The organism is Sinorhizobium sp. 7-81, assembly GCF_030124405.1.
Lineage (GTDB): Bacteria > Pseudomonadota > Alphaproteobacteria > Rhizobiales > Rhizobiaceae > Sinorhizobium > Sinorhizobium psoraleae.
Map to the genome: position 1 here is coordinate 496,621 of NZ_JASKLT010000002.1, position 20,692 is coordinate 517,312.

A 20,692-nucleotide genomic window follows, 5' to 3' on the forward strand; every position below is an offset into this window, starting at 1 on the left:
CGGAGTTCAAAATGACGATATCGGGTGCTGAAGCCGACCTAGCCCCTGGCCCTGGCACACGCTCGGAGCGCAAGCATGCCGCCATCGTCGGCGCCGCGGCCGAAGTCTTTCTGAGCACTGGCTATGCTGGAGCCAGTATGGACGAAATCGCCAGCCGGTCCGGCGTATCCAAGCAAACGGTCTACAAGCACTTCTCAAGCAAGGAGGCGTTGTTCGTCGCGGTGATCAGCCAGATGATGGGCGAGGCAGATACTGCCGTTCACACAGGCCTCCCCGATGTGAAAGACTGCGCTCAGCTCGAAGCCTACCTCCTCGACTATGCCGTCCGGCTGCTCACCATCGTCCTCACACCCGGGCTGATGCGGTTGCGCCGGCTTGTGATTGCGGAGGCGCAACGCTTCCCGGAACTAGCCAAAGAACTTTACGCGCGCGGCCCCGCGCGGGCGCTCGAGGTCATGGGCAGCGCCTTCGAACAACTGGCCGCCAAGAACCTGTTGCAATTCGTCGACGCAACGGTGGCCGCGTCGCAATTCAACTGGCTGGTAATGGCGGAGCCGGTTAATCGGGTCATGATGCTGGGAGATGACGCGATTCCGACCGAGCAGGAGATTCGGCGGCACGCTGAGGCGGCCATCGCCACGTTCCTTGCCGCATTCCTGCATCCAGACCAGCGATGAAGTGGAGCATGCCCAAGCGCCCCGTTGGCTGGTAGTTCGCATCGCGGGGCGCTCAGCGTCCAAATCTCTGCTGCAAGGTATGCGCCGGCGCGGAGAGACATGAGGCCGACGAGGCGGTTGCGGTTTTCTGGCCATCATCGGTCGTGCAGTGTCAAATCCCTATCATCCGGAACCATCGCGCTTGCCAGCTATTGTTGCGCGAAAGGAGAGCGCCGATGGCCACTGATATCCGAAACGCCAGGTTTTACGTATTAGAGCAGGACGATCCCTCCACCCCTACCGATGCAATTCCCGTCAGTTTCGAGGAAGCCTTTAAGGAGGCTGAAAAGCTTACGGCCGGCGGTCGCGCTGTTCACGTTCTTTATACCGAGGAGGCAACTCAAACACAGTTGACCCGCTTTGCCGAAGCCGGCATCCGAACAAGCCTTGCTCCGCAAGGTTAGGGGAAATTGCCGAGGACCAGCGCTATTTTGCTAGCCCACCTGCTGGGTTTTTATCGCCCGAGCGGCGCGGCGATCCCTTTGGCCCCCTCATCGGCAAAGAACAGAAGACCGCACTCGATCACACGTCGGGGCAGAAACTGCTTGCGCAACGGACCGGAATCACAGAGCTGGTTACTCCATGCCGTTCGGCCAACTGTATTTCGCTGTCTTCACGTAACCGATCATCTGTTCCTCCTGTTGAAGTCGCGTTTGCCCCTGTTTCGCATGAGGATTTCGGACAGGACCCTCCGGTCATCCCCCGACATGGCGGCAATCCACTGGTTGGTGAAGTACCGCAATTCATGGGTGGAGAAGGGGGCCGGGTTCCTCGCGTAGGGAACGAGGGTGTCGATGAGCGTCTGCCCCAACAGAACGTGGTCCCAGTCCTCCTTGATATGCGGCTCTGTCTCCTTCGGCTCGACCGTCACCACCCGTGGAACCGTCTTGATCGTGGCGCCGGTGAGAACCGGCCCACCCTGCAGGACCGTCACGTTCTTGGAAGCCTCCGGCTTACCAAACAACCATTCCACTAGGCTCATCGCTTGCCCTCCAGCATCGCAGTCACCTTCTCGTCATCGGGTACGGCGCGCGCGAAGGACGACGCGGGCGAGAAGATCCTCCGCTGTTCGATCCTTCAGTGATTGGGGTTGCGCAGACGCCAAGTGCGGCATTACAGGTCGGTCCGGATCCTTTCGTTTTCCACCGGCGCTGTGCCCCTGACATAGACTACATTAAACCTTTTGATCCATTCGGCCTGTTGGCCGATCTCTCTTCCGGAGAGGGTCACCCGGTTGGCCTAGTCCGTCGGATGGCTCTGCCGCCCTTGGAATGTCTGAGCCGACGGCGGGTCGCCAGGCACACACGCATCGTCATGGACGCCGCCAGCAACGAGGTCGCCGATGTCATCGCCCCCGAGGGCAGTGGTCTGGCCCCCGCGCGCGATGGTTGGCCACTGATCCATAGCGGCGATAGACCTATATTTGCGCGAAGCCCTGCGGCCCTATTCAATCTGGCGACGAAAAGAGTCCACCCGACCGCCTCGCCGCAACGCCAATCCAACGGCGGGCGCTATGGAGCCGTGATCAATGTGGCCGGAAGTGTTGTCGGAAGGCTAAAATGCTTCTCTCGTATGAGGCAAAGCACGCCATTTGGTTCTTCGCGCAAGTGCTCTTATCGTGGGGGCATCTTATCGTGGCGGCATCGGTTCGCATCCTTTCAAGGCGAGGGATGCGCAGTAGACTCTCGTGCGCTGAGGTCGAATCGGCCATGCATCGATCGTCTCAGGTGGTGGAGAGCGGAAGTTCCCACGCTTGTGCCCAAGGATATCAAAATAAGCGGCACTCCACTTGGCGGGGCGGATCACTGCCGTGCGTAGACGGTGTGGCCGACGACAGCGGCGCTGGTGGTGGCACACCAGGAGGACAGACAATACTGGCTGTAGGCCGTGGGGAAGCCGAGTTGGAGGTCGTTCCCGTGACCTCAATTCTCGCCGCCGCTCCCGATGTCATGCCTGTCGATCGGTTTCTGGCGGGCATGTCATTGGCCCGGTCGTGGCAGAAACTGATGCGGACGCCATCGCAGTGATACGGCAGCATGTGGCCGCCCACGGAAATCAATTTCTGAGGCTCGACACACCGGTCGAGACCGGCACTTTCGCCACGTGGTTGGCATGAGTACAACTCGCGAGTTCATGCGCCGATGATCTTGCCAGCAGGAGGTGCTCCCCTAGTTGGGCAAGGATGGAGCTTAAGGAAAGCGCACTTGCTGACAGTCACGTGACCGCCTCCCCGGAAATGCGGTCTCAGCCGCCCAACCCGGTTGTCATGGCCGAAGTCGAGCGACTGCTTGCAGGCCGCACGCGTGACATCCGCCTCAAAGGTGAGCTTGCTGGCCTGTTCCAAGAGCGTTCGTGGGCGCGGACGGCCAAAATCATTCGCGCGTGGATGACATGGGTGGTCTTGCTGGACGTATTGACGCTGGGTCTCAACGCGATCCTGCTTCCAAAGGCGGTCGCGCTGTCGATGCTTCCGCCAGCCTGCATTCTTCCGCCCGCCGCTCTGGCGACCGCTCTTGTTTGGCGAAAACCGCGCGGCGCTTGGCTTCAAAGGGTGTCTTTGCTCACGGGCTTGTTCCTCATCCTCCTGTCGGTCGCACTGGTGGGCGTGAGCGCAGGTGGCGAGTTCTATGAACGGCACTTGAACATCATGCTGTTCGTCGCCATCACCGCGATCATCATCTTCGCCGTTCCTCTGGCTTGGACGGTGACGGTCGCCTCGTTCGCTCTTGCCCTCTACCTTATTTTTCAGTTGCAGAACCCGATCCTCAATAGGGGCAGCGCCGTGGCCGGGACGCTGTTTTTTGCCAGCGGCATTGTCGCGACCATCGTTGCCCGACGCACGATGACGATCCTGGCCCAGAAGACCTTCCTTCTTGAACTTCGCGACAAGCGGCGGGTAGCGGAGCTTGCCGACGCCAATGCCCGCCTCGAGCGCCTTGCAAAAACCGATCCCCTAACCGGAATCGCCAACAGGCGCTGGATGATGGAAACCCTGAATCGCCTCTGGAGCGCAGGCGCGGAGCGCCCGCCGGGTAACGCCATGCTGATGTGCGACATCGACGACTTCAAGAACCTGAACGATCGCCTTGGTCACGCTGAGGGCGATCGCTGCCTCGTGAAAGTTGCCGGCATCATTCAGAGCAGCGTCAGGCGAAACCGCGACCATGTAGCCCGCTACGGCGGTGAGGAGTTTCTCGTCGTGCTTCCGGGCGCAGATGAACGAGCTGCGCTGGCCACGGCTGAACGAATTAGGGCGAGCGTCGAAGCCGCCTCCCTTCCGAACCCCGCATCCCGCGTATCGCCTTATGTCACCCTCAGCATTGGCGTGGCGGCGCAGGCGTCTAGTGAAGCGATCATCGCGCCGGAGAAGCTTCAGAACCAGGCTGACGAGGCACTCTATCTGGCCAAGAAAACGGGCCGCAATCGCGTGATACTCTATAAGCCCGATTCACCAACCGCATAGCTGCGCTGTCGAAACCAACGGCCGGTTTAGGTACGGGCACCCCAGGGCGAGCGGAAGGTGCGGAGCCATCATGGCTCTGCGCCTAGCGTCTTTGTCCGGCCCGACTCTGATTGGCCTACAGCCAGACCGACGCATGCCAGATCGCGGTCATGGCGGCATTTTGCCGGGCGAGCTTGCCCGAAAGTGCGTGGATGTCAGGCTGATGCTCAGCGGTATCGGATAGGTGTGCGCCAGCCATCAATCAGCCGGAGCCATGCAGTCTCGCTCTGATTGAGTTCATCTGCTCGATTTCCTTGCGCTGCCCTTGAGAGATTTTATCGCACAGATCGACCAGTTCGTCGTCCGTGAGGTTCGCTTCGCGACACATCAGAATCGCTCCCGAATGATGCGGGATCATCGAGGCGATGAACTGACGGTCGTCGATCAGAGCCTGCGTGCGCGTCCCCGCAAGCGCCACAACGAAGAGGGCAACCAGGCCGAGACAAAGGCCCACGTTCAGGCGCGTGCTCCTGTACATCGCCCCCATGGTCGCCAGCATGATGATGCCCATCGGAGCGACCATCGCCAGCGCCATGTAGAACGTGTTGAGGTTGTTAAAGAAATCGGCCCAGCCATCGATCATGGAGAACATCACGAAGTACATGACGACCAGACTGAGCAGCATGTTGACGGCGAACATCAAGTAATGGTGCGTCATCGTGCCATGGTGCTGCGTTGGCTGCTTGTCTTGATCTTTCATGGCGAGCCTCCGCTTACTGCCATCCTTGATGGTATAGGACTTCCCTAGGAACCGTCGGTTCGGTCGTTCGTTCCGTCAAAGGCGGCGCGGGTTTGGTTCTTGCAACTCACCGCAGACCAAAGCCCGCAGATGCCTGCAGCAGCCCCGGCTCATACTTCCGTTAAGTTCCAATCTCTCCCGAACACCTTCGTGTTCTCCAACGAATATATGGACGCGCGGCGCTGCAGGTCAGAAGGTCGGTCTTCTGCGGGCCCAAGCAGTTGGCAGCCACAAGTTCGGACTTCGTAGCCACAGCGCTTAACGTCGCGGTATCTGGAAGAGCGGCGCTGCGGAACGTAATAGGGCAAACGCGGAGAGGGCTGCTATTGCACCTTCCGCGGGATCAGCTTGCCCTCCGGCGAAACGGATCGCTCATAGCGCGGCAGATCGGCGAACGAGGGGCTCTCGGCATCGATTGCCGGCTGGCCCTCATGCGGCGCCGAAAATTCCGCTCCCGAGGGCGCTGCCGGCGGGGCCTCGAGGCGCGCCACGCCCTTGCCGGGTGCGCTCAAGATGACGGAGCCGCCGGAGGCGAGGGAGCCGGAACGCATCCGCTCACTGAGGAGGGATAGGTCTTTCCGCAATTTCTCGACCTGCTGGCGAATAGGCGCAGGGTCGTCGGCCCTGCCGATGTTGCGGTCTTGCTTGCCGATCTGCAGCCTCAGACCGTCAATGGATCGTTTGGCCGCAGCAAGCGCCTCGCGGCTCTCACGGACATCGGCTGCGTTCTTGGCGGTGTAGAGCAGCGTGCCGGCATTTAGAGCGAGGAAAACAAGGGCCAAGGCAAAGAACGGCGCGTTGTCGGTTCGCGCCTTCGCCGCTCGAACGCCACTCGCATCGCCGGGTTTAATTTCCACATTCGCCAAGCTGGTCATCCGCTTCCGCCGCCGCAAGCCGGGCCCGAAGCCCAAAGCTTCGCTTTCGGGCTCCGGCTATTTCTTAGTTTCCGCGAAATCGCGCTTTTGCTCGTTCCACTACTTCACCACCACTGTGGCTCCTGTCCCTTGCATGCGGTAGAGCGTGTCAGCGCCTCTCCGGACGACACAGGCTCAGGAAGCTTCGGCGCGCGCCTTCATCTCGGCGGGCGGTCGCCGGTCCGGCCGCAATGCAGCTCATCGCCGACCGAGCACCCTTGTTCTCGCGTACCCACGCCCTTATCGCATCAGCGCTCGTCCTTGGTGACGGCATTATGAGGTCCACCGAACGCGTCCCAGACATGCGCAAACACGTCAGTTTTCCGCGCCATTGCCGGACGCCCCATTCGTCTGCGTGGGAGGCGTGGCCGTCGGCAGGATTACGGCCGAGGGGGGCGGTCCGCCGCGGAGGCCTTCGCCCTGATAGGTGCGGATCGCCCGGTAAATAACTTTGCCGTCGCCGGGAATGTCCGTCCTCTGCGCTACCCTTGGGAATGGGTCCTGAATATGGATTTCCCTTATTGGCCTCTGTCGCGTTGCCGGCACCGAAGGTGATCGTGTCGCGATGATTCATGTAGTCGGCGCATCCGGAAAGGAGCGCGGTGGCGACCACTAAAACAGGCGCGCGACTACTTCTTCGAAAGGGCATGCGCGCCTCCCACATCGAGATCGAGACGGTGGCCATAGGGCCCTTTGATGCCTTCGCCATTTCTGAAGCGGCGCAGCATGTCCTTGTCGACCTCCAGCAGGCCGAGGGCAAAGAGCTCGACGTCGTTCGACGAGCGCGTCTGGTCGAGCGGGCTGTAGAGGTCCTCGCCCGGCGATGCTGGCCGAACGATATGCGGGGTGACGACGATGACGAGATCCGATTCCCTTTTCTGGAAGCTCGTCGAGCGGAACAGTGCGCCGATAACGGGAAGCTGTCCCAGACCCGGCAATTGCTGGATGTCCTTGGCATTGACGGACTGCAGAAGCCCGGCCATGGCGAAGCTCTGGCCATCCCGCAATGCGACCGTGGTTTTCGCCGCGCGCGAGACGAAGCCGGGATTGCCGTTGACGCTGATCGACGTATCGATCTCGGAAACCTCCGGTTCGATCTTCAGATTGATCAGTCCGTCGTCGAGCACGACAGGCGTGAACGTCAAACGCACGCCGAACGGTCGGTAATCGGTTTCGGTTGCAACCGTCGCCCCGTTCGCCACCGTCGTCTGGATAGGCACCTCGCCGCCGGCGTGGAAGCTCGCCGTCTCGCCGCTCATGGCGATCAGGTTCGGCTGCGCCAGGCGGCGCACCAGACCCTTCTGCTCCAGTGCGTTAATGACGACATCGATTTGGCCGCCGGCAATCGTCAGGACCTTGGCGATGAGTTGGCCGAAGGGCTGCATCCCCGTTGCCGCTCCCGCGGCGTCTCCGAGCGTGCGGACAAGGTTTCCGTCATCATCGACGCCGATGCCTTGGCTGGTCGTTGCCTTGCCGATTCCGTTTCGGCCCTGCCCGGACCAGCCGATGCCGAGGTCGCGGCCGGTCTGGCGCGAGGCCTCGATCACTCTGACCTCCAGCATGACCTGCTGGGAATCGGCGACGCGCAACTGGTTCAACACCGGCTGTTCTGAATAGGACTGGGCGATCTCGATCACCCGCTGCAATTCAACCGCGTCACGCACCACACCCGTTAGTCGGATGCGATCGTTTGAGTTGAACACACGAATCCTCGCTGAAGGCGCAGCGGAACGGATCGCCGCCGCTACCTCACTGAAGTCACTGGCGACACGGATGTCGATTACGCCTATCAGCGCCTTGCTGTCGTCATAGACCGAGATATTGGTGGCGCCGATCTGCTTGCCGCGGATGAAGAGAGACCTCTCGGAGAGGGGCACGACATCGATCAACTCGGCGCTGCCGATCACGAGGTCGCCGAAGGACTTGCTAGTCCTGATCGTCATGGTGTCGTTCGGCGCCAACGTCACGTGCTGCACGGTGCCGGTAAGGCTGACGAACTCTTCCTGAGCGTCCGCCCGACCGATGACATAGGGGCTCGTGAAACCGCAGGCGACCACTGCCAACGTCAATGCCGGAAGGGCTCCGGCTCGCGCCAAGCCCTTGCTCATTCTGCTTATCATTCTCGCTCCAGCCTCCGTTCGTTGTCCACCGCCCGGCGGCAAAGCCGCACCCTTAATTCTGCCTCCCCAACCCGACTCGATGCCCCTTACGCGAAGCCGCGCTAGAGAACGGTCGCCCATTTTGGCTCTACCGGCAAGGGTGGCCGCGCATTACAGTCACAATCTCTGACTGTTTTTCGCAAGGTGGTGCTTCACGTCGCTGCCTACCAGATCGCTTGCCAAGGCGGCCTTCTCACGCTCGCGCACCCTTCGTTTCGGGAGGCGCAAAACGCTCGTGGGCCAAGAAATCGATCGGTCGTTGGACAGGCCCTGGTCGAATTGCCAGGACCGATGGTTCATAAGCCGCCATAGCGGAAGCGAGGGGAACCAGTTGCATCAAAATGAGTTAGTCTAGGTTGTATGATCTGGCGGGGCCTCGACTGCTGCTATATGGGCCTGTTGCCACCCAGTCCAAGGGTAGTGGTATGAACGCTCCGGTTCCCGAACGTTCGCCGAGGAAGTCCTATGACTTCTTTCAGTATCTTGTCGATGGCATTGCCGAACCGGTGATCGTCAAAGACGAGGCGTCGCGATTTGTTTTCATAAACAGCGAAGCCTGTGCGCTTCTCGGCAAAACTCGCGACGAGCTCATCGGACGCACCGACTATGATTTTTTGCCAAGTGAGGAAGCCGATGAGATTGTCGCGCTTGACAGAGCCGTCCTCTCGACCGGCCAGGACTGCCACCTCGAAGAGCAAATCACGACACCGGATGGCGCCACGCGGACGCTGCTGACGAAGAAACGCTGCGTGCGCATACCGGTCGGCGCGACGGAAGAGAGATTCCTGGTCGCCGCCATCATGGACATTACACATCTGCGTAAGACCGAAGCAACGTTGCGCGCCAGTGAGGAGCATTATCGGTCTCTCGTAGACTTGCACCCCCAGGTTCCTTGGACGGCTGACGCAAGGGGGGAGGTGTTGGAGGTAGGCCCGCGATGGACCGAATTTACCGGATTGCATGAGGGAGAGACGCTCGGACGTGGATGGGCAAAAGCCGTGCATCCGCAGGACGCCGCCATGGTCCATGCGCAATGGCAACGCTCTCTTTCGAGCGGCGAACCGCTCAATATCGAATACCGGCTTTTGACCGCAACCGGTCGTCATCGCTGGTTTCGAGCCCGCGCAGTCGCCAAGCGTAGCAGCATTGGAGAAATCGTGCGCTGGTACGGCCTCCTGGAGGATATCGACGAAAGGCGACGCGCCATTGATGCTTTGCGTGAAAGCGAGGCACGCTTTCGGGCAATCGCTGACGACGCCCCGGTGATGATCTGGGTGGCCGACCCAACGGGCGACACCAGTTTTTTTAATCGCTTGTGGTTGGAGACCACCGGCCAAACGGAAGCCGAAGCGCTCGGTTTCGGCTGGGTGGATGTGATCCACCCCGATGACCGGGAAAAAGTGCAGCGAGCATTTTTCAGCGCGGCCGCAGGAAAAGAGGCTGTCCGCAGCGAGTACCGGTTGCGGCGGGCCGATGGAAGCTGGGCGTGGGTGATAGATGTCGGTCAGCCCCGCTTTTCCGCCGATGGAGCCTTTCTCGGTTATGTAGGGTCGGTTCTCGACATCACGGAACGTCGAGCCGCTGAGATCGCTCAACAGGAAGCGCAGGCGTTCATCAGAAGTATTTTCGACAGCAGTCCCGACTGTGTGCGCGTGCTCGATCTGGAAGGGCGGCCGTTGCTAATGAACAAGTCTGGCCGGCGCATCTTCGGTCTGGCGGAAGGGGCTCCGCTTACAAAAACGACGTGGGACGTCGTGGGCAACGCTTCCGACGCACAAACGGTACAGGCGGGCTGGGAAAAGGTCAGAGCGGGCGAGACGGCTCGCTTCGAGATCAGCGTACGGGTCAAGGACGAAGAAAGATGCATGGACGTGATCTCAGCCCCGATCATGGGGCGCGAAGGAAAGCCTATCAGGATGCTTTCGATCTGGCGCGACATCACCGATGCGAAGCGCGCCAGCGAGGAAATCAGCCGCGCGCAGAGGAGAGCCGAAGCCGCGGCTGACCAGCTTTCCTCGGTTCTCGAAAGCACCATGGACAGCGTCATGCTCCTCGATGCCCAGTGGCGTGTCCGTTATTTGAACGAGAACGCCAAGACGCTCTTGCGGATCGGTGACGAGGCGCTGGGGAAGGTCATTTGGAAGTTGTTCCCGAGAGAACGGAAGGGGAACTTTGGCAAACACTGCCAGGAGATCATGGACCGCCGTGTCCGGTCCTTCTTCGAGGATTACTTGCCATCCCTCGATCGATGGATCGAGGCAGTTGCTTCTCCAGCGCAAGACGGCATTTCTGTTTTCTGCCGAGACATAACGGAGCGTCGCCGGGCCGAGGAGGACAAGTTGCTCGCCCAGAAGCAGATGGCCCACTTGGCCAGGCACGACATGCTGACCGGGCTTGCAAACCGGATGTTCTTCCGTGAATGCTTCGATCGGGCCCTTAGCGAGAAGAGTGCCGCCGGCCGCATGGCTGTGCTGTGCCTGGACCTTGATGGGTTCAAGGCGATAAACGATACGCTTGGCCATCCCGCTGGCGACGCTTTGTTGCGCCAGGTGTCGGCGCGACTCACCCAATCCGTGAGAGCCACGGACATCGTCGCACGCCTCGGGGGTGACGAATTCGCGATTATACACCGCTTGGCACGGACCCATGACGGGGCGTTTCGCCTCGCCCAGCGGGTTATCGACACACTCTGCGAACCGTTCACCATAGAAAGCGTTAGCGCCACTGTCGGGGCGAGCGTCGGCATTGCTTTTGCGCCGGACGATGGGACTTCCGCGGATGAATTGATCAAGGCCGCCGACATCGCCCTCTACAACGCAAAGTCAAGCGGGCGCGGCACTTACAAGCGCTTCGATGCGGCCATGCATGCGGAGTTGCAGGCGCACCAGCAGGTCAAGATCGCGCTCAAAGGCGCATTAGAAAGGAACGAATTCGAGCTGCATTATCAGCCGCTGATAAGCCTGAAATCGCGGCGCGTAACAGGCTGCGAAGCGCTTTTACGGTGGCGCAGTCCCGAAAGAGGTATGATCGCACCCTCCGACTTCATCCCCACTGCTGAAGAAACGGGACTGATCGTGCCGATCGGCAAGTGGATTCTTGATCAAGCCTGTCGCCAGGCCGCGTCCTGGCCGGAACATATCAGTATTGCTGTCAACCTCTCACCGGTCCAGTTCAAGCATCGGAATCTCGTGAAGGCAGTGGCCGATGCGCTCTCGGCCTCTCGTCTCGATCCCGCCCGCTTGCAATTGGAGATAACGGAGTCGGTCTTGCTGGACGAGAGCGAACACAATCGCCAACTGCTGCTGGAGTTGCGTGGCCTCGGTGTGAAAATCGCGATGGACGACTTCGGAACAGGCTACTCATCCCTCGGTTACCTGAGAAGTTTCCCTTTCGACAAAATCAAAGTGGACCAAGCCTTCGTCCGCGACTTGCCCCACGGCAAAGAATCTCTCGCGATCGTCAGAGCCGTCGCCGGCCTCGGACATAGCCTGGGCATGACGACGACGATCGAGGGCATTGAAACAGAGGACCAATTGGCGATCGTGAATGCGGAAGGGTTCCATGAGGCTCAGGGTTACATCTTCTCGCGACCCCTGCCGGCATCGGAAGTGTCGAAGTTGATTGAAAACCCTTTGTAACTGTTGGCGCGTCATGCGTTTCAGACCGATTTTGCGAAGCGGCGTCGATCATAGCAGCAGCATTGGCGCTACACGTCGCCTGGCGTGTGTGGCACAATCTGCATACTACCGCGCATTGATACGCAATGACGGGAACGCATTCGCTGAGACGATCGTTAGTTGCAGACCGGCCAGCGAGCCGAATTGATGGCCCGCAAGCGCCAGACAACCGGCGAGGAAAGCGTAATGAATGCCTCACGCGTCGCACTTATTGCCGATGACGATGAATTCTTCCGAATTGCGCTTGGCTTCATCTTGAAGAGTAAATTGCACTTCACCGAGATTATCGAAACCGGATCGCTTGACGAAGCGATTGAACGGCTCAGCGAGCGCGAGGACATATCGCTGGCGTTGTTCGATTTGGCGATGCCCGGCATGCAAAGCGTGGTCAGCCTCGCGGCCGTGCGCGACATCCACCCCGATCTAAAGGTCGTCGTCGTCTCGGCATCATCGCGCCGGTCGGACATCTTGTCTGCTCTCACTGCGGGGATAAACGGCTATGTGCCAAAAGGCCTCGGGGCGAGCGATGTTGCCGAGGCAATCGGGGCGATCCTGAACGGCGCCGTTTACGTACCCCCGTCTATAGCGGGCCGCGCCTCTCCCTCCGAGGAAGCAGAGATGCCCCAAACCACGCGCGGACATCAGGACGGACGCAGCCATCGCACAATCGAACTCCTCACCCCGAGGCAGCGCGAGGTCCTCCTGCTCCTTGTGCAGGGATTCTCGAACAAGGAAATCGCCCGCAAGCTGAAACTCGGCGAGGGAACCGTGAAGATCCACATGGCAGCACTCTTCCGTAGTCTGCGGGTAAGAAACCGCCAGGAGGCGGCAGCCGCAGGGGCGCGGCTGTTACCCATGACCGAAAGCTAGGGTCGACATAGTCCGGTCGGATAGGCCGTCGTCTAAGCCATCCGGACGAGTAGCGCAAATGCATGCCAGGGCATAGTGACGACAGCAACGGAAATGAATGTGGAACCAAATGCGCCAGCCTGCTTCGACAGCCAACTTATCCCGACCCCCGCTTCACGCTTGCCCGGCAAAAGGGCAGGGGAGCGTTCCGTGACAGGTGGCGCGCCGTCACCAAATCTCGCTGAACAGGCAGCCCACAGGGTCGGTCTGAGCTTTCCAGCGTCCAGGAAAGGGGCCATCGCTTCGGCGATCGCCCGGCTCATGGTGCAGCGTGGGATTGGCGACAGCCGGTCGTTTCTCGACCGGCTGGGGCTGGACGAGGATTTGACCGATGATGCGATCGCAGCGATGACGGTCAGCGAAACGCATTTCTTTCGAAATCCAGCTCAATTCCAGCTTATACGGCAGACAATGCTTCCAGAATTGCAGCGACGGCGGTCCGACGGCTCTCCCGTCCGGATCTGGAGCCTTGGCTGTGCAACGGGTGAGGAGCCCTACTCCCTTGCCATTCTCTGTGACGAGGAAGGTCTTTTGGAGAATGTTCGAATAAGCGCTGCGGACATCTCCAGAAGGGCGCTCGTCACCGCGAAGGCCGCCGAGTATGGCGAATGGTCCTTGAGGAATACGGATCTCAGGCTGAGGAAACGCTACTTCACCTCTTGCGAAGCACGTTTTCGACTGAACGAACGTCTGCGCCGGCAGGTCGAGTTCACTCAACTGAACCTTGGTACAGATGAGCTTCCGGCGCCCGAAAGGAACTTGGCTGACTTCGATTTGATCCTTTGCCGCAACGTCCTCGTCTATCTCGATGCAATCGCAGTGCGCCGGATTGCGCGCCATCTATTCGCCTGCCTTTCTGATGGCGGTTGGTTGTTGACTGCTCCGACCGATCCGCCCTTGTGGCAATACGCCCCTTTCGAAACGTCGATCACGCCCGCCGGTGTGATCTATCGGCGCATGATGGCTCATTCAGACACTTCGAAACGGTCGATCTCACGCGTCACCTCTGTTCAATGCCAAACCAAGAACCCTCTCGCGCGCGTCCCGCCCGCTCGTGCTTGCGTCGCCGATGCGCGAAAAACGCTCGGCGACAACGCCGTCAAGGCGATTGCCCGACAAATCCGCTCGCGTTCTGATATGGGTGAGACCCGCGACGCCGCACGCCTCGCTGCGCAGGCCGTTGAAAGTCACCCGCTCTCAGCGGAACTGCATTTTCTCCAAGGACTCTCCCAGATGACCCACGGAGAGACCGACGCGGCTGCAGCGGCGCTGCGACGGGTGATATATCTGGATAGCGATCTGGCTGCCGCGCAGTTCTTTCTCGGTGTCTGTCTCAAGGACAGCGATCCGCAAGCGGCCCTACGTGCCCTCGAAAACGCGCTCCTGTTTTGCCTCTCTCGTCCGCAGCGCGAACGCGTCGTCCTGATGTCTGGGGCGACGGCTGGACATCTCGCGGAGCGCGCAAGGCGAGAGATCGGTAAAATTCGGTGGCACTTGGGGAGCGAGGGCCTATGACGACACCTTTCCGGCCCGCCGCCCGTCCGGTCGACTGGACCGCCGTCAGAAGGCGGATGGCAGCAGCGATAGAACAGACGGAAGTGCTTTTGGGAGCGGCACAACAGGATGAGCAATACGAGCGGCAGTCGCCGCACCTGGCCGGTGATGCGTTGCCCGGACGGAGCGAAGAGCAGGCAGTCGGCCTTGTGACCTTCATGCTATCGAATCGCCGGCTTGCATTGGAGATCCGATACGTCTGCGAAATCGTTTCGAAGGCACGCGTCAGTCCGCTCCCCGGAATGCCCCCGCATGCCTGCGGCGTCTACGATTTACGCGGCCATTTGCTTCCCGTCTTCGACCTATGCGGACTGCTCGATCTCCCGCGTGGGACCCGCACCACCAATAACTGGATGATCGTATGCGGCCAAACACAGCCGGAATTCTTGATCCTATCTGATACTGCGCCCGAAGTATTGACGCTCCCTCTGGAGGAAATCGGAGCGGCGGAAGCCGATCTCGGGGATAACGCCTGGCATTGCGCGACGACAAAAGCGGGCGCGGTCATTCTGGACGGCGACCTTCTGTTGAACGACCGCCAATTCTTTCTTGAGGACGAGCGGGTCATCGCGAGCAACGAAACGGAAAGGACCGAGATCCATGAGCCCCCGATTAGCAAATAGCCTCTATGGCGCGTTGGGGTTGGCAATGCTGCTGTTCGTGGCCGCTTCGGCGCTGCTCGTCGGGTCCAGCTTTATTGCCCTGGAACGGGTGCGGGCCGATCTTGCCGCGACGTCCTCGTTGGGCAAGGAACGTGTTGCCTACCAGATGGTCTATGCGGCCGGGCGCATGGAAAGGGCGGAGGGGGCCGCTCGGGCCGCTGCTGCCGATGAACTGCGTGGCCTGATGAATCGCAACGAGCGGCTGCTTGCGAGCCTGGTCGATGGCGACGGAAGGCTCGGGCTGGAGGCAACGACCGATCCCGCCGCCCGCACGCAGCTTGAACAAGCCCGCCAACAATGGCTGGAGCAGGTGAGGCCGGCTCTGGAAAGCGCAATCGCCAATGCGCCGATCAATCACGCCGCGCTGGATGAGCTCGATCCAAAGATCAAGACTTTTGCCACCCGAGTGGACGAATTGATCGACCAGATCGAGCAGGCGGGAGTCGCCCGGCTCCAACGCTCTCAATTGCTGCAACTTGGTTTTTCCGCTCTCGCCGTTCTCCTGCTCCTTCACGTGCTCCGGGTCGCGCGTCGACTCGTCCGGCGCACCCGCGCGCTCGCCGGCGTGGCGGAAAAGGTCAGCGCCGGTGACCTGGAGCAGAAGGCCTCCGTAGAGGGTAACGACGAGCTCGCGGTTCTCGGCGCCTCCTTCAATACAATGACCGCAAGGCTCGCCGGAATGATCGACAACGAGCGAGGCAGCAGGGAGAGACTTGAAGAGCTGCTCGCCATGATCTCGGAAACGGCGCAACACCTTTCGTCGTCCGCCGCCGAGATCCTCGCCGGAACCACGCAACAGGTCGAAGGCATGCGTGAGCAATCGTCGGCCGTCGCCCAGACAGTTACGAGCGTCGATGAGGTGCTGCAGACGTCGGAACAGGCAGCGCAGCGCGCGCAACAGGTTGCTTTCTCCTACGACCAGGCCGTCAAGATCAGCAATGAGGGCCGCAGAGCGCTCGATGACACCGTGCACGTAATGAATACGGTTAGCGCGCGCACGGAAGCGATTGCCGGAGACATTCTTTCCTTGGCAGAAAACAGCTTGGAAATCGGCGAGATCGTCTCGGTCGTCGCCGAAATCGCAGACCAGACCAACCTATTGGCGCTGAACGCTGCCATAGAGGCTTCACGCGCAGGCGAGCACGGCAAGGGCTTTAGTGTCGTTGCCAGTGAGATCAGGACACTTGCCGACGAATCGAAATCCGCGACAACGCGGGTCCGTCGAATACTGATGGAGATCCAGAAAGCGACAAACGCGGCGGTTATTGGCGCCGAGGATGGGACGAAGAGTGTCAGCCGCGCCCTTGAGACGGTGAACGAAGCAGGCGAAACGATCCGGCAGCTCGAGTCGATCGTTGCCGATTCCGCGCGTTCGGTCGCGCAGATCGCCGCTTCCGCGGGCCAGCAAAAAGCGGGCATGAAGCATATTCACGACGCAATGCATTACATCGAGCAGACGAGCAGCCAGAATCTCTCGGCGATCCGGCAAGCGGAGGAGGCCGCGAAAGATCTCAACGAGCTAGGCTCGAGGCTGAATGAAATGCTCGCTTACCATGGCAATTGATATGACGAAATCCGAAGAATTCGACCGTGGACTGCTGCACATGTTCACCGAGGAGGTGGGGGAGCGTGCGACCGACATAGAGCAGGCTTTGCTCGCAATCGAGGATACCGGGGAGGCTGATGAGAAACTCCGCCTGCAGGAGCAGCTGTTAAGGATGGCGCATAGCCTTAAGGGAGCCGCCGGGTTGCTTCAGGTGCGGGGAGTGGAAGCGATCTGTCACTGGATGGAAGAGGTCCTCTCCATCACCGTGAATGAGCAGCTCGTGCTCGAAAAATCTAAACTGGACCTGCTGCTGACGGCCGCAGACGCAATCAGGGACGCGGCCCTGCTCTTAGAGAGCGGCGAGACGCTTCCGCCGGCGCACGGCGAGAGCGTCGTCGATGCGCTGAAGGCTGCCATAGCGAGAAGGGCGGATCACCGCGGCGGCAAGCCGAAGTTGGGACCGCCTTCGGGGGGATTGAAGGTGCCGGTTCGTGCCAGCGATACCGACGGCTCGATGCGCGTCTCCGCCGACCGACTGGATACCCTTCTCTACAGGAGCGGCGAATTGCTGTCCTTCAACGCGATTATACGCCGCCACGCCGAGGAGGCGTCCTTGCTGCGGGAGCAGGCGCGGAAACTGCGTGGGGTCGGCACCGAGTTCGCCACGCTGGCGGCTAGCATCGAGATCGGACTGCGCCAGCTTGCGACATCGCTGCGCCAGGACATGAGAGTGATGCACAGTACCGCGACAGCGCTTGACCACGAAGTGCGGCACGCGCGCACACAGCCCTTTGCAGAGGCCTGCAAGGGGTTCGACCGTGTCGTGCGGGACGTGGCGTCCGCGTCGGGCAAATTGGCAGAGTTGGAAATCAAAGGTGGAGAGATCGAGATCGATCGCTCAATCCTTTCGGGGCTTCAGGATTCACTTCGGCATCTCGTGCGCAATGCAGTCGCGCATGGCATCCAGCGGCCGGAGGAACGCCGGGCAGCAGGAAAACCGGAGAAGGGCAAAGTCCTGATTACGGCCGCCATCTCCGGAGACCGGATGGAGGTGCGTGTCGAGGATGACGGCCGCGGCCTTGATGTAGCCCTGCTCAGCAAGGCGGCGGGCGAAGCGTTGGAAGAGGTGAAAGACGAAGCGCAACTCCTGCGGCGTGTATTCGAGCCGGGCGTATCGACGTCGGCGACGGTCACAAACCTATCGGGGCGTGGAATAGGTCTCGACATCGTCAAGCGAAATGTCGAAACGCTGCGTGGCACAGCGGAGATATCCCAAGTGCCGACGGGAGGCGCCGCCTTCACCCTCACGCTCCCCCTGACATTAGCGACGGTTCGCACACTGGAGGTCATTGCAGGGAAGCATGTGCTCACGATTGACACGGCTTCTGTCCAGCGGGTGATACGCATTCATGCGCAAGACTTCGCCATGTCTGGACACAGGTGCATCGTCAGGACGCCGATAGGCCCAATACCGTTTGTGGATCTGGCCACTTGGCTAGGAGTGCAGCTGGGCAGAGGCGATATCCGGCAGGCCATGCCGGCCATAATCGTCGACGCACCGGGCGGGCCGATCGCGGTACTCGTCGATGCCGTTGCCGGTGAGCAGGAACTTCTTGCCCGTCCACTCGGACCGCGGCTCGCGAAAGTTCGTCGTTATAGCGCTGGCACAGTACTGCCTGACGGGCATATCGCCCTTCTCCTGAACGTCGCCGCGCTCGCGGAGGCTGCCGCCGAGGCGCGATTACCAGACGGCGCACGCGTGCCCCAGCCGATTCCGACAGTGCGTCGCAAGGTGCTTGTCGTCGACGATTCAAAATATATACGGACGTTGGTGAAACTCATCCTCGAGGGCGCGGGCTACGATGTCGTCATGGCAAGCAATGGCAAGGAAGCGTTCGACCAGCTTCGTGACCGCGGCGCCGACGTGGTTGTCGCGGACGTCGACATGCCGTCCATGAACGGCTTCGAACTCACCGAGGCTATTCGTCAATCGGAACGTTTCGCCGATACGCCCGTCGTCCTTGTGACGGGCCGGGGAACGCTTGAAGACAAAGTCCGGGGGCTGCGCGCCGGCGCAAACGCCTATCTGAGAAAGGACCAGTTCGATGCGCAGCACTTCCTGGAGACGATGCGCCGGGTTGTGTGAGGACGAGGATGACACGTATTCTACTTACGACATCGACACCCGCCCTTGAACAACTCTTCAAAAAGGCGGCCGGAACCGACGCTGCCGTAAAGCTCGTGGGCGTCGCAAGAAGCGGCAAGGACGCAGTGAGGCTAACCGGTGAACATTTGCCGGACATCATCGTAGTGGAACTCCGCGGCGATGACACCGCCGAAACCGTCAGGGAGATAATGATCGCCGTGCCGACGCCCGTGGTGATGGTGTCATATCAGGACGGTTCGCAATTGGGAGCGATGTCCGCGCGCGCACTCGAGGCGGGCGCGCTCGCGGTTATCCCGGCGCCGACCGCATCCGGCACGTCTCTCGAGCAAGCGGCTTTCGACAAGTTCCTGTCGACTATCAAGGCCATGGCACAGGTCAAGGTCGTTCGCCAGTGGCGCAAGAAAACCCGTGGTGATCACCGGGCCAAAGAGGCACCCGAGACCGCGGCTCACACTCGGATCGCGATCGTGGGGATCGCCGCCTCTACCGGCGGACCCGCCGCGATCCGTTCTATATTGAGGGGTCTCCCCAAGGATTTTCCCGCACCCATTCTCGTCGTGCAGCATATGTCGAACGGCTTCATCGATGGCGTTGCCGCATCCCTCGACGCGACGGTCGCGCTCAAGGTGAAGGTCGGAGCGAATGGCGAACGACTGAGGCCCGGGACCGTTTACCTTGCTCCGGATGGCCATCAGCTCGGCGTCTCCGGGAAGTTGCGCCTGCGAGTCGTAGACGAGGATCCCATCCAAGGATTCAAGCCCTCCGGATCATATCTCTTCGGTTCAATTGCTCGCGCTTTCAATGGCGAGTCTCTCGCGGTCATCCTGACGGGGATGGGCGATGACGGCACCGAGGGCCTTCGGGCGCTGCGCGTGGCGGGCGGAAAGGTAATTGCTCAGGACGAGAAGAGCTCGATCGTCTTCGGAATGCCGAAATCGGCGATTAGTGCCGGCCTCGTCGACTTCGTGCTGCCGGTTGAAGACATAGCCGCGAAGATCACCGCTCTCGCTACTGCATGATTCTTTGATTAAGAAATCATGCAGTAGGCGCCGAACCTCCGCTCAGCGCCGTCGCCGTCGCCACCCCCGATTCCTGCGTTGGAGCGATTCCGGATCGCGAAGGGCAACAGCAGGGAGTGCCTTTCGCGCCCGCCCGCCCGCATCATTCATCGCCCCCTACATGCTCATGATTTGGATGGCGGCCGGCGTGATGATGACCGCGAAGAGCACAGGCAGGAAGAAGATGATCATCGGCACGGTAAGCTTCGGCGGAAGAGCGGCTGCCCGTTTTTCCGCCTCGCTCATGCGCATGTCACGGTTCTCTTGTGCCATCACGCGGAGCGCTTGACCGAGGGGCGTGCCGTATTTTTCTGCCTGGATAAGGCTGGTCACGACGGCGCGCACACCCTCAACGCCGGTTCTCTGCCCCAGATTCTCGAAGGCCTGCCGTCGGTCCTGCAGGTAGGACAGCTCCGCAGTGGTGAGTAGGACTTCCTCCGCGATCTCCGGCGACTGCGCGCCGATCTCCTCGCCCACTTTCCGAAAGGCGCTTTCGATGCCCATGCCGGATTCGACGGTGATCAACAGGAGGTCCAGCGCCTCCGGCCATGATCGACTGATCGCCTGCTGCCGCTTGGTGGTTCTGTTCCTGATGAAGATCGCAGGGGCGAAGTAACCGAACGATCCGATTCCGGCAGCCATCGCCACAACCAGTATCAACGGCGCCTCCGGCCGGATGATGAAGAGGAGATAGAGCAGAGCGGCAATGAACATCACCACCGGCGCAATCAACCGCACGGCAAGGAAGGTCGTCACCGGAGCATGACCGCGATAGCCTGCCATACTCAATCTGCGGACGATTTCGCCATCCTCCGCCTGCTTGGCAAGATTGAAACGGTCGACTATCGCCTGAAAGAGGCGCTTGGGTTCTGCGCGCAGCGAAACCTTGCTCTGCCCGGCCTCCAATCGCGCCCGCTCGCGCTGGCGGATACGTTCGCGCTCGCCTTCCACCCTTCTCATTCGATCGGCCAGGGTGTTGCGAAAGACATAGGGCCAGGAAACGACGATGACCGCGGAAAAGGCGGAAAGGCCGGCCATCAAGACGGACAGCTGCTCCGGGTCGGGGATATAGACAACGAGGCTCATGTG

The 20,692-nt window shown here is 60.7% G+C and carries 15 protein-coding genes and 3 pseudogenes; 12 read left to right on the forward strand and 6 right to left on the reverse strand.

The features are described 5' to 3' along the window. Positions 1-11 precede the first annotated feature (11 nt). Complete coding sequence (locus QN224_RS09575) at positions 12-677, forward strand: TetR/AcrR family transcriptional regulator (RefSeq protein WP_283976465.1); 666 nt, start codon at positions 12-14, stop codon at positions 675-677. A gap of 215 nt (positions 678-892) precedes the next feature. Beyond that, positions 893-1,120, forward strand: coding sequence for a hypothetical protein (locus QN224_RS09580; RefSeq protein WP_283976466.1), 228 nt, complete (start codon positions 893-895; stop codon positions 1,118-1,120). A gap of 221 nt (positions 1,121-1,341) precedes the next feature. Here QN224_RS09580 and QN224_RS09585 read toward each other — a convergent pair whose 3' ends face one another. Further along, on the reverse strand, positions 1,342-1,698 hold the full coding sequence (locus tag QN224_RS09585; RefSeq protein WP_283976467.1) for a hypothetical protein: 357 nt from the start codon (positions 1,696-1,698) through the stop codon (positions 1,342-1,344). An 877-nt stretch (positions 1,699-2,575) separates the two neighbouring features. Between QN224_RS09585 and QN224_RS09590 the strand changes: the two are divergent. From QN224_RS09590 to QN224_RS09600, 3 genes and pseudogenes are all read left to right on the forward strand, one after another. After that, a pseudogene (locus QN224_RS09590) lies at positions 2,576-2,695 on the forward strand (molybdate ABC transporter substrate-binding protein); the annotation flags it as partial. Further along, positions 2,689-2,829 (forward strand): annotated as a pseudogene (locus QN224_RS09595) (GNAT family N-acetyltransferase); the annotation flags it as partial. The pseudogenes QN224_RS09590 and QN224_RS09595, both read left to right, overlap by 7 nt. A 105-nt stretch (positions 2,830-2,934) precedes the next feature. Next, on the forward strand, positions 2,935-4,179 hold the full coding sequence (locus QN224_RS09600; RefSeq protein WP_283976468.1) for a GGDEF domain-containing protein: 1,245 nt from the start codon (positions 2,935-2,937) through the stop codon (positions 4,177-4,179). A 241-nt stretch (positions 4,180-4,420) separates the two neighbouring features. On the opposite strand, the gene QN224_RS09605 is transcribed toward QN224_RS09600, so the two are convergent. The 4 genes and pseudogenes from QN224_RS09605 to QN224_RS09620 form a co-directional block, all read right to left on the reverse strand. After that, positions 4,421-4,918 (reverse strand): DUF305 domain-containing protein, encoded by a 498-nt coding sequence (locus tag QN224_RS09605; protein WP_173511954.1) that lies wholly within the window; start codon positions 4,916-4,918, stop codon positions 4,421-4,423. Between the two features lie 362 nt (positions 4,919-5,280). Next, on the reverse strand, positions 5,281-5,832 hold the full coding sequence (locus QN224_RS09610; protein ID WP_283976469.1) for a hypothetical protein: 552 nt from the start codon (positions 5,830-5,832) through the stop codon (positions 5,281-5,283). 354 nt (positions 5,833-6,186) lie between these two features. Further along, positions 6,187-6,520 (reverse strand): annotated as a pseudogene (locus QN224_RS09615) (pilus assembly protein). Beyond that, a complete protein-coding gene (locus tag QN224_RS09620; protein ID WP_173511956.1) occupies positions 6,501-7,979 on the reverse strand; it encodes a type II and III secretion system protein family protein in 1,479 nt (492 codons plus the stop codon). The pseudogene QN224_RS09615 and the gene QN224_RS09620 overlap by 20 nt, the downstream one beginning before the upstream one ends. Positions 7,980-8,455: 476 nt before the next feature. Between QN224_RS09620 and QN224_RS09625 the strand changes: the two genes are divergently transcribed. The 7 genes from QN224_RS09625 to QN224_RS09655 all read left to right on the forward strand — a co-directional run bounded on the left by QN224_RS09625 (position 8,456) and on the right by QN224_RS09655 (position 19,564). Then, positions 8,456-11,668, forward strand: coding sequence for a PAS domain S-box protein (locus QN224_RS09625; protein ID WP_283976470.1), 3,213 nt, complete (start codon positions 8,456-8,458; stop codon positions 11,666-11,668). Positions 11,669-11,893: 225 nt separating this feature from the next. Further along, positions 11,894-12,577 carry a response regulator transcription factor gene (locus QN224_RS09630; protein WP_269286250.1) on the forward strand — a complete coding sequence of 228 codons (684 nt, stop codon included), beginning with the start codon at positions 11,894-11,896 and terminating at the stop codon, positions 12,575-12,577. 189 nt (positions 12,578-12,766) lie between these two features. Beyond that, positions 12,767-14,131, forward strand: coding sequence for a CheR family methyltransferase (locus QN224_RS09635; protein WP_283976915.1), 1,365 nt, complete (start codon positions 12,767-12,769; stop codon positions 14,129-14,131). Beyond that, entirely contained in the window at positions 14,128-14,793 is a 666-nt protein-coding gene (locus tag QN224_RS09640; protein ID WP_283976471.1) for a chemotaxis protein CheW, read from the forward strand. The genes QN224_RS09635 and QN224_RS09640 overlap by 4 nt, the downstream gene beginning before the upstream one ends. Further along, a complete protein-coding gene (locus tag QN224_RS09645; protein ID WP_283976472.1) occupies positions 14,771-16,396 on the forward strand; it encodes a methyl-accepting chemotaxis protein in 1,626 nt (541 codons plus the stop codon). Before QN224_RS09640 ends, QN224_RS09645 begins: the two co-directional genes overlap by 23 nt. A 1-nt stretch (position 16,397) precedes the next feature. Next, positions 16,398-18,524: a response regulator gene (locus tag QN224_RS09650; protein WP_283976473.1), complete on the forward strand. Its 2,127-nt coding sequence runs from the start codon at positions 16,398-16,400 to the stop codon at positions 18,522-18,524. Between the two features lie 8 nt (positions 18,525-18,532). Further along, positions 18,533-19,564, forward strand: a complete 1,032-nt coding sequence (locus tag QN224_RS09655) for a chemotaxis protein CheB (RefSeq protein ID WP_283976474.1) — start codon at positions 18,533-18,535, stop codon at positions 19,562-19,564. A 156-nt stretch (positions 19,565-19,720) separates the two neighbouring features. Here QN224_RS09655 and QN224_RS09660 read toward each other — a convergent pair whose 3' ends face one another. Continuing rightward, the gene (locus QN224_RS09660) at positions 19,721-20,689 is read right to left on the reverse strand and encodes a type II secretion system F family protein (RefSeq protein WP_173511964.1); all 969 of its coding nucleotides are present in this window, start codon (positions 20,687-20,689) and stop codon (positions 19,721-19,723) included. Positions 20,690-20,692: the final 3 nt, after the last annotated feature.

What these genes read in the sequence shown, in the direction of transcription:
- QN224_RS09610 (WP_283976469.1), bottom strand. Translation starts at nt 5,832, where the DNA reads ATGACCAGCTTGGCGAATGTGGAAATTAAACCCGGCGATGCGAGTGGC.
- QN224_RS09585 (WP_283976467.1), bottom strand. Translation starts at nt 1,698, where the DNA reads ATGAGCCTAGTGGAATGGTTGTTTGGTAAGCCGGAGGCTTCCAAGAAC.
- QN224_RS09655 (WP_283976474.1), top strand. Translation starts at nt 18,533, where the DNA reads ATGACACGTATTCTACTTACGACATCGACACCCGCCCTTGAACAACTC.
- QN224_RS09650 (WP_283976473.1), top strand. Translation starts at nt 16,398, where the DNA reads ATGACGAAATCCGAAGAATTCGACCGTGGACTGCTGCACATGTTCACC.
- QN224_RS09605 (WP_173511954.1), bottom strand. Translation starts at nt 4,918, where the DNA reads ATGAAAGATCAAGACAAGCAGCCAACGCAGCACCATGGCACGATGACG.
- QN224_RS09660 (WP_173511964.1), bottom strand. Translation starts at nt 20,689, where the DNA reads ATGAGCCTCGTTGTCTATATCCCCGACCCGGAGCAGCTGTCCGTCTTG.
- QN224_RS09645 (WP_283976472.1), top strand. Translation starts at nt 14,771, where the DNA reads ATGAGCCCCCGATTAGCAAATAGCCTCTATGGCGCGTTGGGGTTGGCA.
- QN224_RS09575 (WP_283976465.1), top strand. Translation starts at nt 12, where the DNA reads ATGACGATATCGGGTGCTGAAGCCGACCTAGCCCCTGGCCCTGGCACA.
- QN224_RS09630 (WP_269286250.1), top strand. Translation starts at nt 11,894, where the DNA reads ATGAATGCCTCACGCGTCGCACTTATTGCCGATGACGATGAATTCTTC.
- QN224_RS09580 (WP_283976466.1), top strand. Translation starts at nt 893, where the DNA reads ATGGCCACTGATATCCGAAACGCCAGGTTTTACGTATTAGAGCAGGAC.
- QN224_RS09620 (WP_173511956.1), bottom strand. Translation starts at nt 7,979, where the DNA reads ATGAGCAAGGGCTTGGCGCGAGCCGGAGCCCTTCCGGCATTGACGTTG.
- QN224_RS09625 (WP_283976470.1), top strand. Translation starts at nt 8,456, where the DNA reads ATGAACGCTCCGGTTCCCGAACGTTCGCCGAGGAAGTCCTATGACTTC.
- QN224_RS09640 (WP_283976471.1), top strand. Translation starts at nt 14,128, where the DNA reads ATGACGACACCTTTCCGGCCCGCCGCCCGTCCGGTCGACTGGACCGCC.